Source organism: Angustibacter luteus, from assembly GCF_039541115.1.
Classification (GTDB): Bacteria; Actinomycetota; Actinomycetes; order Actinomycetales; family Angustibacteraceae; genus Angustibacter; species Angustibacter luteus.
The window spans coordinates 554,253-568,334 of the sequence record NZ_BAABFP010000004.1 but is presented as its reverse complement, the minus strand read 5'-3'; the positions used below and the strand labels follow the sequence as shown (position 1 = coordinate 568,334).

General features: G+C 73.2%; 11 protein-coding genes and 1 pseudogene. 3 read left to right on the top strand and 9 right to left on the bottom strand.

The annotated features are described in order from the left end of the window. Positions 1-172: 172 nt before the first annotated feature. The gene (locus ABEB17_RS09125; RefSeq protein WP_378227026.1) at positions 173-3,007 is read right to left on the bottom strand and encodes an FAD-binding and (Fe-S)-binding domain-containing protein; all 2,835 of its coding nucleotides are present in this window, start codon (positions 3,005-3,007) and stop codon (positions 173-175) included. Positions 3,008-3,189: 182 nt separating this feature from the next. Here ABEB17_RS09125 and ABEB17_RS09120 point away from each other — a divergent pair, with 182 nt between their 5' ends. Continuing rightward, positions 3,190-4,461: a hydroxyacid-oxoacid transhydrogenase gene (locus tag ABEB17_RS09120; RefSeq protein WP_345716364.1), complete on the top strand. Its 1,272-nt coding sequence runs from the start codon at positions 3,190-3,192 to the stop codon at positions 4,459-4,461. Here the strand turns inward: ABEB17_RS09120 and ABEB17_RS09115 are convergent. Beyond that, positions 4,433-4,894 carry an acyl-CoA thioesterase gene (locus ABEB17_RS09115; protein ID WP_345716363.1) on the bottom strand — a complete coding sequence of 154 codons (462 nt, stop codon included), beginning with the start codon at positions 4,892-4,894 and terminating at the stop codon, positions 4,433-4,435. The two genes, ABEB17_RS09120 and ABEB17_RS09115, sit on opposite strands and share 29 nt — an antisense overlap. Before the next feature lie 35 nt (positions 4,895-4,929). On the opposite strand from ABEB17_RS09115, the gene ABEB17_RS09110 reads away from it, so the two are divergent. Both ABEB17_RS09110 and ABEB17_RS09105 read left to right on the top strand, forming a co-directional pair. Further along, entirely contained in the window at positions 4,930-5,508 is a 579-nt protein-coding gene (locus ABEB17_RS09110) for a protein-L-isoaspartate O-methyltransferase family protein (RefSeq protein WP_345716362.1), read from the top strand. 7 nt (positions 5,509-5,515) lie between these two features. Next, positions 5,516-6,380 (top strand): annotated as a pseudogene (locus ABEB17_RS09105) (NAD(P)H-binding protein). Positions 6,381-6,481: 101 nt separating this feature from the next. Here ABEB17_RS09105 and glsA read toward each other — a convergent pair. The 7 genes from glsA to ABEB17_RS09070 all read right to left on the bottom strand — a co-directional run bounded on the left by glsA (position 6,482) and on the right by ABEB17_RS09070 (position 14,046). Beyond that, on the bottom strand, positions 6,482-7,498 hold the full coding sequence (glsA, locus tag ABEB17_RS09100; protein WP_345716361.1) for a glutaminase A: 1,017 nt from the start codon (positions 7,496-7,498) through the stop codon (positions 6,482-6,484). Between the two features lie 75 nt (positions 7,499-7,573). After that, positions 7,574-8,047 carry a heat shock protein transcriptional repressor HspR gene (locus ABEB17_RS09095; protein WP_345716360.1) on the bottom strand — a complete coding sequence of 158 codons (474 nt, stop codon included), beginning with the start codon at positions 8,045-8,047 and terminating at the stop codon, positions 7,574-7,576. Between the two features lies 1 nt (position 8,048). Further along, the gene (locus ABEB17_RS09090; protein ID WP_345716359.1) at positions 8,049-9,080 is read right to left on the bottom strand and encodes a DnaJ C-terminal domain-containing protein; all 1,032 of its coding nucleotides are present in this window, start codon (positions 9,078-9,080) and stop codon (positions 8,049-8,051) included. Positions 9,081-9,099: 19 nt separating this feature from the next. Then, positions 9,100-9,753, bottom strand: coding sequence for a nucleotide exchange factor GrpE (gene grpE, locus ABEB17_RS09085; protein ID WP_345716358.1), 654 nt, complete (start codon positions 9,751-9,753; stop codon positions 9,100-9,102). After that, the gene (gene dnaK / locus ABEB17_RS09080; RefSeq protein ID WP_345716357.1) at positions 9,750-11,642 is read right to left on the bottom strand and encodes a molecular chaperone DnaK; all 1,893 of its coding nucleotides are present in this window, start codon (positions 11,640-11,642) and stop codon (positions 9,750-9,752) included. Before dnaK ends, grpE begins: the two co-directional genes overlap by 4 nt. A gap of 275 nt (positions 11,643-11,917) precedes the next feature. After that, complete coding sequence (locus ABEB17_RS09075; protein WP_345716356.1) at positions 11,918-13,306, bottom strand: MFS transporter; 1,389 nt, start codon at positions 13,304-13,306, stop codon at positions 11,918-11,920. A gap of 140 nt (positions 13,307-13,446) precedes the next feature. After that, positions 13,447-14,046, bottom strand: coding sequence for a hypothetical protein (locus ABEB17_RS09070; protein ID WP_345716355.1), 600 nt, complete (start codon positions 14,044-14,046; stop codon positions 13,447-13,449). Between the last annotated feature and the right edge of the window lie 36 nt (positions 14,047-14,082).

The following is a 14,082-nucleotide window of genomic DNA, read 5'->3' as shown; positions in this document are numbered from 1 at the left end:
TCACTCGGAGGTCCTCGTCACGTCCAGCCCCGAATCGTCACCAACGTCCGTGGTCAGTACAACTAGCCCGCGTCGCACCAACAGGAGTCGCGCACCAGTTCGACCTCGGCCGAGCACGCGTGAGCGGCGCGAGGTCACGCGAGTCCTGTCGGACGAACGCCGACACGTGCGGTCAGCCGGGCAGGTGCCGGGCCAGTACCTGGGCCAGGTGCTCGCCGCGGCGGTCGGCGAGGTCGTCGAGCTGGGTGCGGCAGGAGAACCCGTCGGCCAGGACGACACCGTCGCCGGCCAGCTCGCGCACGGCCGGCAGCAGCTGGTTCTCGGCGACCGCGACGGAGACCTCGTGGTGGCCGCGCTCGACGCCGAAGTTGCCGGCGAGCCCGCAGCACCCACCCAGGCGCTGGACGTCGGCGCCAGCCGCGCGCAGCAGCGCGGCGTCGGCTTCCCACCCCATCACGGCGTGGTGGTGGCAGTGCGGCTGGGCGACGCCCTGCTCGGCCGACAGGTCCGGCGGCGTCCATCCTGGCGTGCCGCTGAGCACCTCGGCGAGCGTGCGGGTGGCAGCCGCGACCCGTTGCGCGGCAGGCAGGTCGGCGTCCGTTGCCAGCTCGAGCGCGTCCGACCGAAGCACGCCGGTGCAGGACGGCTCCAGCCCGACCACCACGGCCCCCCGCTCGACGTGCGGGAGCAGCGCGGCGACCGTGGCGCCGACCTTGCGCCGGGCGGTGTCGAGCTGGCCGGTGGAGATCCAGGTCAGCCCGCAGCAGACCGGTTCGCGGGTCACGCTCACCCGGTAGCCAGCGTCCTCGAGCACCGCGACCGCGGCCTGGCCGACCTCGGGCGCGAAGGCGTCGGTGAACGTGTCGACGAACACCACGGCCTCGAGCAGGGTCACGCCGGGATCGCTCGGGCGGTGGTCGAACCACTGCCGGAACGTCGGCGTCGCGAACTGCGGCAGGCTGCGGCGACGGTCCACCCCGGCCAGAAAGGTGACCAGCGGGTGCAGGGCCCGGACCCGCAGGCTGGCGTTCGCCACCCGGGTGACCCAGCCGAAGCGGGTGGCCAGCCGCGCCCAGCGCGGCAGCCAGCCCAACGTGTAGTGGGCGCGGGGGCGCAGCCGTCGCCGGTAGCGCTGGTACGTCGCCTCCGCCTTGTACGCGGCCATGTCGATCCCGGTCGGGCAGTCGGACGAGCACCCCTTGCAGGACAGGCACAGGTCGAGCGCGTCGGCCACCGCCGGTGTGCCCCAAGGGTTCGGGCCCAGGTTGCCGGACACCGCGTCCTGCAACACCCTCGCGCGACCCCGCGTGGAGTCCTTCTCGTCCCGGGTGGCCAGGAACGACGGGCACATCACGCCGCCGCTGGCCGTGGTGTCCGCCCGGCACTTGCCGACCCCGGTGCAGCGGTGAACGGCCATTGACAGGTCGCCGCGGTCGTGCCGGTACGCCAGCGCCAGCCCGTCCCGGTAGGGGCGGGCGGCGGCGACCCGCACGTCGGCGTCGACCGGCGCGGGCCGCACGATCACGCCGGGGTTGAGCAGGTCGTCCGGGTCGAAGGCCGCCTTGACCGCGGCAAACAGCTCGATGGCCTCGGCCGAGTACATCAGCGGCAGCAGCTCGCCGCGGGCCCGCCCGTCCCCGTGCTCACCGGACATGGAGCCACCGTGCGCGGCGGCCAGCCGACCGGCGTCCAGCAGGAACGAGCGGAACGCCGCGGTGCCCTCGGCGCGGTCGAAGGGGAAGTCGATCCGGATGTGCAGGCAGCCGTCGCCGAAGTGCCCGTACGGCAGGCCGGTCAGCCCGTGCTGGTCCAGCAGCGCGTCGAACTCCCGCAGGTACGCGCCGAGCCGCTGCGGTGGCACGGCGGCGTCCTCCCAGCCGGGGTGCGCCGGGTTGCCGTCCGGCGTCCGACCAGACAGGCCCGCACCGTCCTCGCGGATCCGCCAGAGCGCGGCCGCGTGCGTCGCGTCCGCTACGACCTCCGCGTCGACGGCGCCCGCGTCGCGGACCAGGGCATCGGCGCGGGCGCGCACCTCGCCGGGGTCGGTGCCGGTGAGCTCGACGAGCAGCCAGCCCTCACCACGGGGCAGGCGGGGCACGGACGACGGGCCTCGGCGGGCGCGCACCACGTCGACGATGCGGGCGTCCATGCCCTCGCAGGCCACCGGGCCGTGCGGCAGCACCACGACCACGGCGTCGGCCGCCTCGGCCATCGACGGGTAACCGAGGACGACGAGCTGGCGCACCGGCTCGTCCTGGACCAGCCGGACCGTCGCGGCGAGGGTCAGGGCCAGCGTCCCCTCGCTGCCGACGAGCGCGCGGGTGACGTCGAAGCCGTTCTCGGGCAGCAGGTGCTCGAGCGAGTAGCCGGACACCTGGCGGCCGAAGCGACCCAGCTCGGTGCGGATCAGAGCGAGGTTCGCGTCGGCCAGCGACCGGACCCGGTCCAGCGCCGGCGAGGACACGACGGCGCCCGCCATCGACCCGAGCCGCAGCCGCTCCCCCGCTCCGGTGACGACGTCCAGCCCGAGGACGTTGTCGCTGGTGCGTCCGTACCCCAGAGCCCTTGAGCCGCAGGCGTTGTTGCCGATCATGCCGCCGAGCGTCGCCCGGTTGTGGGTGGACGGGTCCGGTCCGAACCGCAGCCCGTGCCGCGCCGCGGCGCGCTGCAGGGAGGCCTGCACGACACCGGGCGCGACGACCGCCGTCCCGGCCTCGGGGTCGATGTCACCGATCTGGTGCAGGTGCCGCGAGACGTCCACGACCACGCCCGGCCCGACCGCGTTGCCGGCGATCGACGTCCCCGCGCCGCGCATGGTGAGCGGGACGCCGAACGTGCGGCAGACCTCGGCGGTAGCCAGCACCTCGTCCACGTGCCGCGGCACGACCACGACCTGCGGCTCGACCCGGTAGAGCGAGGCGTCCGAGGAGTACAGGGAGCGACGGAGCAGGCTGGCGTCGGCGTCCGCCACCCCGGCGGCGCGCAGGGCCTCCACCAGGTCGCTCACGAGCGAAACTCTAGGCAACCACCCGGCGGCTCGCTCCCCCGGTCCATGCCTCGGGCAGGACGCCTCCGCCACTCAAGCCGGTTCTGCGCCCGCGAGATCGGCTTGGGCGGCGGAAACGGGACCGAGCGGCGGAAGCGGGTGGTGAGTGGCGGTGGCTCGAGGGGTGCGGCAGGCTCGCGAGCATGGGCAACGAGACGGTCTTCACGTACGCCGCGCCTCGGCTGAAGTTCGGCCACGGCGCCAGCGACGAGGTCGGCGCGGACCTCAAGGCGCTCGGCGCCACCCGCGTGCTGCTGGTCACCGACCCCGGCGTCGCCGCCACCGGCGCTCCCGACCGCATCGCCGCAGGGATCCGCCAGGAGGGCCTCGAGGTCGAGGTGTACGACCAGGCGCGCGTCGAGCCGACCGACCAGAGCATGACGGCCGCGATCGACGCAGCCCGATCGCTCGGCCGGTTCGACGGCATCGTCGCGGTCGGCGGCGGCTCCAGCATCGACACCGCCAAGGCCGTCAACCTGATGCTCTGCTCGCCGGGCGAGCTGATGGACTACGTGAACGCCCCGATCGGCGGTGGCCAGGCCCCTCCTGGGCCGCTGCTGCCGCTCGTCGCCGTCCCCACCACGACCGGTACGGGCGCCGAGTCCACGACCGTCTGCGTGCTGGACGTGCTGTCCCGCAAGGTCAAGACCGGCGTCAGCCACGCCCGGCTGCGGCCCACGCTGGCCGTCATCGATCCCGAGCTCACCTTCAGCCAACCCAGCCAGGTCACCGCGAGCGCCGGTCTGGACATCCTGTGCCACGCGCTGGAGAGCTACACCGCGCGGCCGTTCGACTCCTTCGAGCGCAAGACCCCGGACCAGCGGGTGCCCTACTGCGGCGCGAACCCGATCGCCGACATGTGGTCCGAGCGCGCGATGTCGTTGCTGGCCGGGGCGTTTCGCCGGGCGGTGCGCGACGGCGACGACCAGGGCGCCCGCACCGACATGGCCTACGCCGCGACGTTCGCCGGCCTCGGCTTCGGGAACGCGGGCGTGCACATCCCGCACGCCAACGCCTACCCGGTCGCGGGCCGGGTGCGGCACTTCCACGCGCCCGGCTACCCGGGGGACGAACCCCTGGTACCGCACGGGATGGCGGTCTCGATGACGGCACCGGAGGCGTTCCGGTTCACCTTCGGGTCGGCGCCGGACCGGCACCTGCGCGCCGCCGCCCTGCTCGCCCCCGACGCCGAGGTCGGCGACGACGCCGCGGCTCAGCTGCCGACCGTGCTGGCCACCCTGATGCGGGACATCGGGCTACCCTCCGGGCTGGCCGAGCTGGGCTTCGGCGACGGCGACGTCGACGACCTGGTGGAGGGCTCGCTGGCCCAGCCGCGGCTGCTCGCCATCAGTCCGCGCGAGCCTTCCGCCGAGGACCTCGCGGGGATCATCCGGCGGTCGATGCACCACTGGTGATCGCGGACGCGACGTCCCGCACGACGTCCGGCACGGGCACCGGACGGCGGGTCGCGGGGTCGACGTACACGTGCACGAACCGCCCCACCGCGGACGGCGCGTCCTCGCCGTCCGCGAACACCGCGAGCCCGTAGGTGATGCTGCTGCGCCCGAGCCGGTCCACCCGCAGGCCGACCGCGAGCTCGTCCGGGAAGCCGACGGGCGAGAGGAACCGGCAGGACGTCTCGGCGACGATGCCGATGGCCGGCAGGTCGCGGACATCTGCCCCGACGGCCTGCATCAGCCAGCCGTTCACCGCGGTGTCGAACCACGAGTAGTAGACGACGTTGTTGGCGTGCCCGTACTGGTCGTTGTCGGCCCAGCGGGTGGGCATGGGACGCCAGACCGCGAACTCGGCGCGGGTCGGCAGCACGTCGCGGGGTCCGTCGGCCATGGCCACACCTTCCCACGGGGAGCACACTGGGGGACGTGCACGACCGGGCCACCGCGCCGGAGGCCATCGACCGAGCTTTCGCCGCCGTACCGCGCACCGGCTTCCTGCCGCGGGCGCAGCAGTCGCACGCCCACGAGGACCAACCGCTCGAGATCGGCTACGGCCAGACGTCGTCCCAGCCGTCCACGGTGCGCCGGATGCTGCGGCTGCTCGACGTCGAGGAGGGGCACCGGGTGCTGGACGTCGGCTCCGGTTCGGGCTGGACGACGACGCTGCTGGCCCACCTGGTCGGGCCGAGCGGCGAGGTGGTCGGCGTCGAGCTGGAGCCCGATCTGGCCCTGTGGGGCGCCTCGAACCTGGCCGTCCACGAGCTGCCCTGGGCCGGCGTGCACCGGGCGGAGCCGGGGGTGCTCGGCTGGCCGAAGGACGCGCCGTACGACCGGGTGCTGGTCTCTGCCGCCGCCAACGAGATCCCGGACGCGCTGGTCGACCAGCTCACCCCGAACGGGCTGATGGTCTGCCCAGTGGCTGGGCGGTTGGCGCGGGTCGCCCGGACGCCGGACGGCACCGAGGTGCACTGGTACGGGAATTATCGGTTCGTCCCGCTGCGCTGACCCTGCCATGGCAACCAGTGGAGCAGCGAACATCGCGGTGACGGGCAGCACGGGGAACATCGGCGGCCGGGTGGCCCGCGCGTTGGCGGCTCAGGGGGTGCCGCTGCGGCTGGTGGGCCGTGACCCGAGCCGCTTGCCGGACCTGCCCGGTGCCGTGGCGGGGCCGGCTGCCGAGTACGCGAGCACCGACGCGATGGTCGCGGCGATCGGCGACGCGCACACGCTGTTCCTGGTGTCCGGACGCGAGTCCGCGAACCGGCTCGCCGAGCACCGCAGCGCGGTCGACGCCGCGGTGCGCGCGGGCGTGCAGCGCATCGTCTACCTGTCGTTCCTCGGCGCCTCGGCCGACTGCACGTTCACCTTCGGCCGCGACCACTTCCACACCGAGGAGCACATCAGGGGCAGCGGTCTGCGCCACACGTTCCTGCGGGACAGCCTGTACGCCGACTTCTTCGCGCTGATGCCTGGCGAGGACGGCGTGATCCGTGGCCCCGCCGCTGACGGCCGGGTCAGTGCGGTGGCGCAGGACGACGTCGCGGACGTCGCCGTCGCGGTCCTGAGCGACGAGTCAGGCCAGCACGACGGTGTCGGCTACGACCTGACCGGGCCGGAGGCGTTCACCCTGACCGAGGCGGCCGCGCGGATCAGTGCGGCGACCGGGCGCGACGTGCGGTTCGAGGACGAGACGCTCGAGCAGGCCTACGCCTCGCGCGCGCACTACGGCGCCCCGGTTCGAGGTCGACGGCTGGGTGACGTCGTACCTGGCGATCGCCCGCGGCGAGCTCGCGAAGGTCAGTGACGACGTCCAGCGCCTGACCGGCCACCCGGCGCGCAGCCTGGACGACGTCCTGCGCTCTGCCGGCCACCGCTGAGCTCACCCGATCCGGGGCGAACGTGCATGATCACCGCGGGAGGGGGGCGGGACGCCACCACCCCCCTCCCGCGGTGATCATGCACGTTCGCCCCGCCGCGGTCAGGCCGGTTCCGAGGCGAAGAGGTTGAGGCCCAGTCGCTCGGCCAGGTGCTTCGTGGCCAGCTGGCCACGCACGCTGTTCCCGGCCGCGTCCAGGGGCGGCGAGAAGGTCGCGAGTCCACCCTTGCCAGGCGACACCGTCACGATCCCGCCGCTGACGCCACTCTTGCCAGGGACGCCGACCTCGTACAACCAGTCCCCCGAGAGCTCGTAGAGGCCGGCCGTGGCCATCACGGCCAGCACCCGCCGGCACACCCCCGGCCGCAGCACGCGCTCCCCGGACTGCGGGTTGACCCCGCCGTTCGCGAGCGTGGCCGCCATCACCGCGAGGTCGTGGACCGTGACCTCGAGGGAGCACTGCCGGGTGTAGGCGTCGGTCGTCTCATCGGGGTCGAAGTAGAGCCGGCCGTAGCTCTTCAGCAGGTGGGCGATGCCCTGGTTGCGCAGGTTCGACGCGGACTCGGAGGCGTACACCTCCTCGCTCATGGACAGCTCACGGCCGGCGAACCGGGACAGCCCCTCGCGGATCCGGTCGGACTTGAGCTCCGCCGAGTCGCCCGGCACCAGGCTCGTCGTGGCGATCGCGCCCGCGTTCACCAACGGGTTCATCGTCCGGTCGTCGTTCAGCTCGACCGCCATGAGCGAGTTGAACGGGAAGCCGGTGCTGTTCACGCCGAGCTGGCGGCGCGCCGCCTCGTAGCCGACCTCCTCGCACACGAGGGCGAAGACGAAGGGCTTGGACACGCTCTGGATCGAGAAGGACGTGTCGACGTCCCCGATCTCGAACGACCCGCCACGGGCACCGACGACACAGATGCCGAACAGGTCAGGGGACGCACCGGCCAGCGCGGGGATGTAGTCCGCGACGACGCCGTCGCTGTTCGCTCGGTAGCGCTCGTAGGCCTCGGTGACCAGCCGTCGGATCTCGTCCGGCGGGGGCAGCTCGCCGGTGGACACCCGCGGCGGCGTCGTCGCCTCGTCGAACGGCAGACGCTCGTACATGGACAGCTTCGTCATGGGTCCGCCCTCGTCCGGTGTCCTCCGGAGCGTACGTGGCAACCGCGTGCGCCAGGGCGAACGCCGTTGCCACGATCAGCCCTGCGGGCGCCAGACGACGAGCGCGGACGTCAGCCCGAAGGCGGACCGGTCCGGACGGCGCCCGGCGCGCATCGAGACCACGTCACCGGCGGGGCCGGCGGCGAACACCCGACGACCGAGCCCGGTCGCGTCCTGCACGGCGGCGAGCTCGTTGCTGAGCTCGACGACCCGGGCGCGCAGCGCGGCGACCTGGTGCTCGAGCTCGAGGATCTGCTTGATCCCGGCGAGGCTGACGCCCTCGTCCTGGGACAGCCGCTGCACCTGGCGGAGCAGCGAGACGTCGCGCGCCGAGTAGCGCCGGCCGCGCCCGCGCGTGCGGTCCGGCGAGACGAGGCCCAGCCGGTCGTACTGCCGCAACGTCTGCGGGTGCATGCCGGCCATCTGCGCCGCGACCGAGATGACGAAGACCGGGGTCTCGTCGTCCAGGTCGAGCTCGACCCGGCCCTGCCAGCTGGCGCTGTCGCTCATGTCAGCCGCCGGTCCGCGGTGAGCGCGCCCGGGCCATCAGGTCGGCGCGCGGGTCCTCGCCGCCGGTGGCCTTCGCGTACGCCTCGACGGCCTCGCGCGCGTCGTCGGTGAGCCGCTGCGGCACCGCCACCTGCACGGTGACGCGCAGGTCGCCGAAACCCTTGGCGTGCTTGACGCCCCGGCCCTTGACCCGCAGCGTGCGACCGGACGGCGTGCCGGCCGGCACCTTGACCCGAACGGTGGTGACGTCGCCCTCGGCGTCCAGCGTCGGGACGTCGACCTGCGCGCCCAGCGCGGCCTCGGCGAACGTGACCGGCACCGTGACGGTGAGGTCATCGCCCTGCCGGCCGAAGACCGGGTCCGGCGTGACAGCGACCTGGATCATCAGGTCACCTGCCGCCGCACCCGGGTCGCCGTCGGATCCCTTGCCGCGCAGGCGGATCTTCTGCCCGTCCTTGACGCCGGCCGGGATCCGCGCGGTCACCGTGCGACCCTCCGGCGTGCGCAGGGTGACGGTCGAGCCGACCACTGCCTCGCGGAACGGCAGGGTGGTGGTCGCGTTCACGTCGGCGCCGCGACGCGGGCCGCGGGTGCCGAAACCGCTGAACCGGCCACCGCGCCCACCACCGGCACCCGGGGCGCCACCCATGCCGCGCAGCAGGTCCTCGAGATCGATGCCGCCCGTGCTGTCGAACTGCGCGCGCTGGCCACCGCCCCCGGGAGCTCCCGCACCACCGAACAGACCGCCGAAGAGGTCCTCGAAGCCGGCCCCGCCCTGACCGCCCGGCGCGAATCGCGCGCCGCCGTGCGACATCGACCGGATCGCGTCGTACTGCTGGCGCTGCTCAATGTCGGAGAGCACCGAGTAGGCCTCGCCGATCTCCTTGAACCGGGTGTCGTCGCCCTCGTTGGCGTCCGGGTGGTGCTGGCGCGCCAGCTTGCGGTACGCCTTCTTGATCGCCGCCGCGTCCGCGTCCTTGGGGACACCGAGCGTGGCGTAGAAGTCCTTCTCGAACCAGTCCTGTCCGGCCATGCGGTGCCTCCTCTCGGACTCAGCTGGTGGTGTCGGGGTCGGCCACGGCGACGCGCGCAGCGCGCACGACCCGCTCACCGACGCGGTACCCCGGCTGCAGCACCTGGACGACGGTCGTGACCTCCGTGCCGGCGGCGAGCTCGGCCTGGACGTGCATGAGGGCCTCGTGCACCGCCGGGTCGAACGCCTCGCCGACCTCGCCGAAGCGCTCGAGACCGGCGCGCGCCACGATCGCCTCGAGCTTGTCGGCCACCGCTGCGAACGGCCCGCTCTCCAGGTCGCCGTGCTGGCGGGCCAGGTGCAGGTCGTCCATCACCGGCAGCAACGACTCCAGCACGGACGCCGTCGCGAGCTCGCGGGCGACGTCCCGGTCACGCTCGACCCGCTTGCGGTAGTTGACGTACTCGGCCTGCAGTCGCTGCAGGTCGGCCAGCCGCTCGGCGGCCAGGTCGACGTCAGCCGTGAGGCCGGACGACTTGTCATCCAGCCCCTGCTCGACCTCGGTCTCGTTGGCCATCTCGCCGCTGACCTCGGGGGCGGGAGCCTGCGGCGCCGCAGCGCCGCCGTCCCGCAGCTGTCCGGTCTGCGGGTCGATCCGCCGCTTGTCGCGGACGACGGGAGGCTCGCTCCCGTCGTCCGCGACCGGCCGACCGCCCTGGGGGGCGTCGGTCATGCCTGCGCCCGACCCTCGTTCTCGCCTGGCTCGTCGTCCACGACCTCGGCGTCGACGACGTCGTCGTCAGCGTCGGTCGCACCGGCGCCGCCCTCGGCGCTGCCGGCCTGCTCGGCGTCCGCGGAGGCCTGCGCCTCGGCCGCGTACATGGCCTGGCCGATGGCCTGGCTCGCGGTGGCGAGCGCCTCGGTCTTGGCCTTGAGGTCCTCGGTGGAGGCGTTGGCGGACAGCGCCTCCTTGAGGTCGGCGATGGACTTCTCGACGTCCGCCTTCGGCTCGGCCGGGATCTTGTCCTCGTTGTCCTTGACGAACTTCTCCGTCGACCAGACGAGCTGCTCGGCCTGGTTGCGGGTCTCCGCCTCCTCGCGACGCTGCTTGTCCTCGCTGGCGTGCGCCTCGGCGTCCTTGATCATCCGCTCGATCTCGTCCTTCGGCAGCGCGCTGCCGCCGGAGATCGTCATCGACTGCTCCTTGCCGGTGCCGCGGTCCTTGGCGGACACGTGCACGATGCCGTTGGCGTCGATGTCGAACGTGACCTCGACCTGCGGCATGCCGCGCGGCGCGGGAGCGATCCCGGTGAGGTCGAAGGTGCCCAGCGCCTTGTTGTCGCGGGTCATCTCGCGCTCGCCCTGGAAGACCTGGATCGTCACGGACGGCTGGTTGTCGGCCGCGGTCGTGAAGACCTCGCTGCGCTTGGTCGGGATGGCCGTGTTGCGCTCGATGAGCTTGGTCATCAGACCGCCCTGGGTCTCGATGCCCAGCGACAGCGGGGTGACGTCGATCAGCAGGACGTCCTTGCGCTCGCCCTTGAGGACGCCCGCCTGCAGGGCCGCGCCGACGGCGACGACCTCGTCCGGGTTGACGCCCTTGTTGGGGTCCTTGCCGCCGGTGAGCTCCTTGACCAGCGCGGTGACGGCGGGCATCCGGGTGGAGCCGCCGACCAGCACGATGTGGTCGATCTCGGAGAGCTTGATGCCGGCGTCCGCGATGACCTGGTTGAACGGCGCCTTGGTGCGCTCGAGCAGGTCGGACGTCATCTGCTCGAACTGCGAGCGGGTCAGCGTCTCGTCCAGGTGGATCGGGCCGTTCTCGGTCATCGAGAGGTACTGCAGCGACAGGTTGGTCGAGGTGGAGCTGGAGAGCTCCTTCTTCGCCTGCTCAGCCGCCTCACGCAGCCGCTGCATGGCGATCTTGTCCTTGCCGAGGTCGATGCCGTAGCCCATCTTCACCTGCTGGAGCAGGTGGTCGACGATGCGCTGGTCCCAGTCGTCGCCGCCGAGGTCGTTGTGACCGCTGGTCGAGCGGACCTGGATGGTCGAGAAGTCGTCCTCGTCCTTGCCCACCTCGAGCAGGGAGACGTCGAACGTGCCGCCGCCGAGGTCGAAGACGAGGATGAGCTCGTCCTCCTTGCCCTTCTCCAGCCCGTAGGCGAGGGCGGCCGCGGTGGGCTCGTTGATGATGCGCAGGACGTTGAGGCCCGCGATCTCGCCGGCCTCCTTGGTCGCCTGGCGCTCGGAGTCGTTGAAGTACGCCGGGACGGTGATGACCGCGTCCGTCACGTCCTCGCCCAGGTAGCTCTCGGCGTCCCGCTTCAGCTTGCCGAGGATGCGGGCGCTGATCTCCTGCGGGGTGTAGTCCTTGCCGTCGATCTCGACGTGCCAGTCCTTGCCCATGTGGCGCTTGACGGACCGGATCGTCCGGTCGACGTTCGTGACGGCCTGGCGCTTGGCGATCTCGCCGACGAGCACCTCGCCGTTCTTGGCGAACGCGACGACGGACGGCGTGGTGCGGCCACCCTCGGCGTTCGCGATGACGGTGGGCTCGCCGCCCTCCAGGACGGACACGACGGAGTTCGTCGTGCCCAGGTCGATGCCGACCGCTCGTGCCATCAGTGCTCTCCTCGTGGATCTGGGGTGCCACCTCGTGGGCGGCCTTGAGTCTGCTCCGCTCAAGTCTGAGTCGCGGCGTCAGACGTGTCAAATCCGCCCGCGCCAAACTTGAGTACACCTGACTCAACCCGGGCCTTGGCGTCCCCATTCCCCCCGCTCGACCGACCTCCGCAGATGTACCGCTATCCGGGGTTGTGGCGGCGCGATGACCCCGGATAGCGGGACATGTGCGGTGGCCTGGGTCCGGGGGCGGGGGGCCGGGGCGGGGGTCGGGGTCAGGCGGGGAGGGCGCAGAGGGCACGCCGGGCCCCGATGAGGCCGAGGACGGCGATCACGACCGCCGCGCCGCAGATCAGGCCGAACGCCGTCCGCCCCGGTCCGGCGAGCGCCAGCACGGTCCCGGCGGCGGCGAAGAACACGGCCCCGGACATCCCCGAGGCCAGCTGCGCGCCCGCGTTGTTGCGGCCCTGGGTCGCGTCGTCCGAGACCGCCATGCTCAGCACGGACAGCGTGGACGTCGTCATCCCGATCCCGAGCCCGGCGACCGCCCAGCCGACCAGCCCGACGGCGACGGGCAGGTCCGTCCAGACCAGCAGCCCGCTCACTGCGAGGCCGACCACCAGGGCCGCGAACCCGGCGTGCAGCACCAGTCCCGGGCGGGCGCTCAGCCGGCTCTGCACCGTCGACCCCAGCGACCACATGACGCCGGTGATGCTCAGGCTGATGCCGGCCGCGGCCGGACCCTGGTGGTGCAGGGTCGCCAGCACCAGCGGCAGGAACCCGCCGATCCCCATGAATGCCGCGGTGACTGCCGCCCGGAGCGCGACCACGCCGCCGATGCCGCAGGCGGCCCGCAGCGTGCCGGGCGGCAGGAGCCGGACGGCGCTGACGGCCAGGGTGACGGTCGCGACGACGACGACCGCGCCGGCCAGTACGGGCGCGGACGACGCCGCCTCGCCGGCCAGGTTCAGGACGACGAGCGCCGCCGCCGCAGCAACCGCCCAGGGGAGGACGAGCCGGAGCGGGACGACGTCCAGCGGCCGCTCGGCGGACGCCGGCTCGGTGGCGACCCGGCGCAGCGCCGGCCGAAGGATCAGCCAGACCGGAACCAGCAGCACCACGGCACCAAGGAACACCCACCGCCAGCCGAGGGTGACCGTGACCGCGCCGACGACGACGGGGCCGAGTACCGACGGCAGGATCCAGGCCCCGGCGAACAGCGCCATCATCGACGGGCGCCAGCGCGGCTCGAGCGCGCGGGCGACGAGGACGATCACGCCGACGTCCAGCAGTCCCTCGGCGAACCCGCTGAGCAGCCGGCCGACCACGACGACGCCCAGCGAGGGCGCGAGACCGACCATCAGCTGCGCGGCGGCGAAGGCGAGCACGCCGGTCCGCAGCGTCGGCGCCGGCCCGCTGCGGTCGGACCAGCGGCCCGCGCAGACCAGCGCGATCAGGTAGCTCGCCAGCGGCGCGGCGCTGACCAGCCCGAAGCTGGGCACGGCGTGCAGCTCACCGAGCAGGGTGGGCAGCACCGTGGCGACAGCCCGGTTCTCCAGCGCGCCGAGCGTCACCAGCGCCAGGGCGCCGACGACGAGGGGCAGCCGGGTCCGGTCCAGCAGGCGCTCGTCCGAGGTGGCGGCGGGCGCGGTCGCGAGGCTCATGCCCCCGATCGTGCAACCTCAAGTCCGCTTGAGGTCAACCCGCGTCGCCACCCTCGCACCATTCGCGCTTGACGTGGCTATGCGGGCTCGAGAACCACGTGGAGCGCGAATGGTGCGGGGACGGGTGCGGTCGCGAGGGGTCAGCCGGCGACGAGGACGCCGGACACCGGGCCGAGGCCGGCGAGCGCGGCGTGGTCGAGCCGGGTCCGCAGCCGCGAGCCGCGCTCGTTGCGGGACGACTTGGTGGCGCCGATGCCGTCCATGATCCGGCGCAGCGGCAGGCCCTGGGACGCGACGTCCGCCACCAGCTCGCGCACCCCCAACAGCTGCGCGGACGCCGCGACGTGGGCCGCCAGGGCGCGGCCGACGCCGAGCTGCTGCCAGTCGTCACGGACCAGGAGCCCGATCTGCAGGGTGGTGCCCGGCTCGGGGTCGCCGTTGGGAGCCGTGCTGGCCCGGGTCGCCGAGGCGAGGGCGACGACGTCGCCGGCCGGTGCCAGCGCGATGACGACGAGCGGGCGGTGCATCAGGTCGCTGAGCGTGCTGAGCGACGGCGGGCGGCCGCCCTTGAGGTAGCGCTGCAGCAGGGTCGTCGCCGAGCACCGCCCGTGCAGCACGGCGACGGCCGCGAGGTCACCGGGCATCGCGCCACGGACCACGACGCGCCCACCCGCGGTGGGCAGCGACCAGGGTCGCCGCGCCAGCGAGAGGGCGGCTCGCGCGTCGCCGGTCTGCGCCACGGGCTCAGCGGCGGCACGACGACGGGAACGGGAACG

What these genes read in the sequence shown, in the direction of transcription:
- ABEB17_RS09120 (WP_345716364.1), top strand. Translation starts at nt 3,190, where the DNA reads ATGGGCAACGAGACGGTCTTCACGTACGCCGCGCCTCGGCTGAAGTTC.
- ABEB17_RS09115 (WP_345716363.1), bottom strand. Translation starts at nt 4,894, where the DNA reads ATGGCCGACGGACCCCGCGACGTGCTGCCGACCCGCGCCGAGTTCGCG.
- glsA (WP_345716361.1), bottom strand. Translation starts at nt 7,498, where the DNA reads ATGACGAAGCTGTCCATGTACGAGCGTCTGCCGTTCGACGAGGCGACG.
- ABEB17_RS09095 (WP_345716360.1), bottom strand. Translation starts at nt 8,047, where the DNA reads ATGAGCGACAGCGCCAGCTGGCAGGGCCGGGTCGAGCTCGACCTGGAC.
- ABEB17_RS09090 (WP_345716359.1), bottom strand. Translation starts at nt 9,080, where the DNA reads ATGGCCGGACAGGACTGGTTCGAGAAGGACTTCTACGCCACGCTCGGT.
- grpE (WP_345716358.1), bottom strand. Translation starts at nt 9,753, where the DNA reads ATGACCGACGCCCCCCAGGGCGGTCGGCCGGTCGCGGACGACGGGAGC.
- dnaK (WP_345716357.1), bottom strand. Translation starts at nt 11,642, where the DNA reads ATGGCACGAGCGGTCGGCATCGACCTGGGCACGACGAACTCCGTCGTG.
- ABEB17_RS09075 (WP_345716356.1), bottom strand. Translation starts at nt 13,306, where the DNA reads ATGAGCCTCGCGACCGCGCCCGCCGCCACCTCGGACGAGCGCCTGCTG.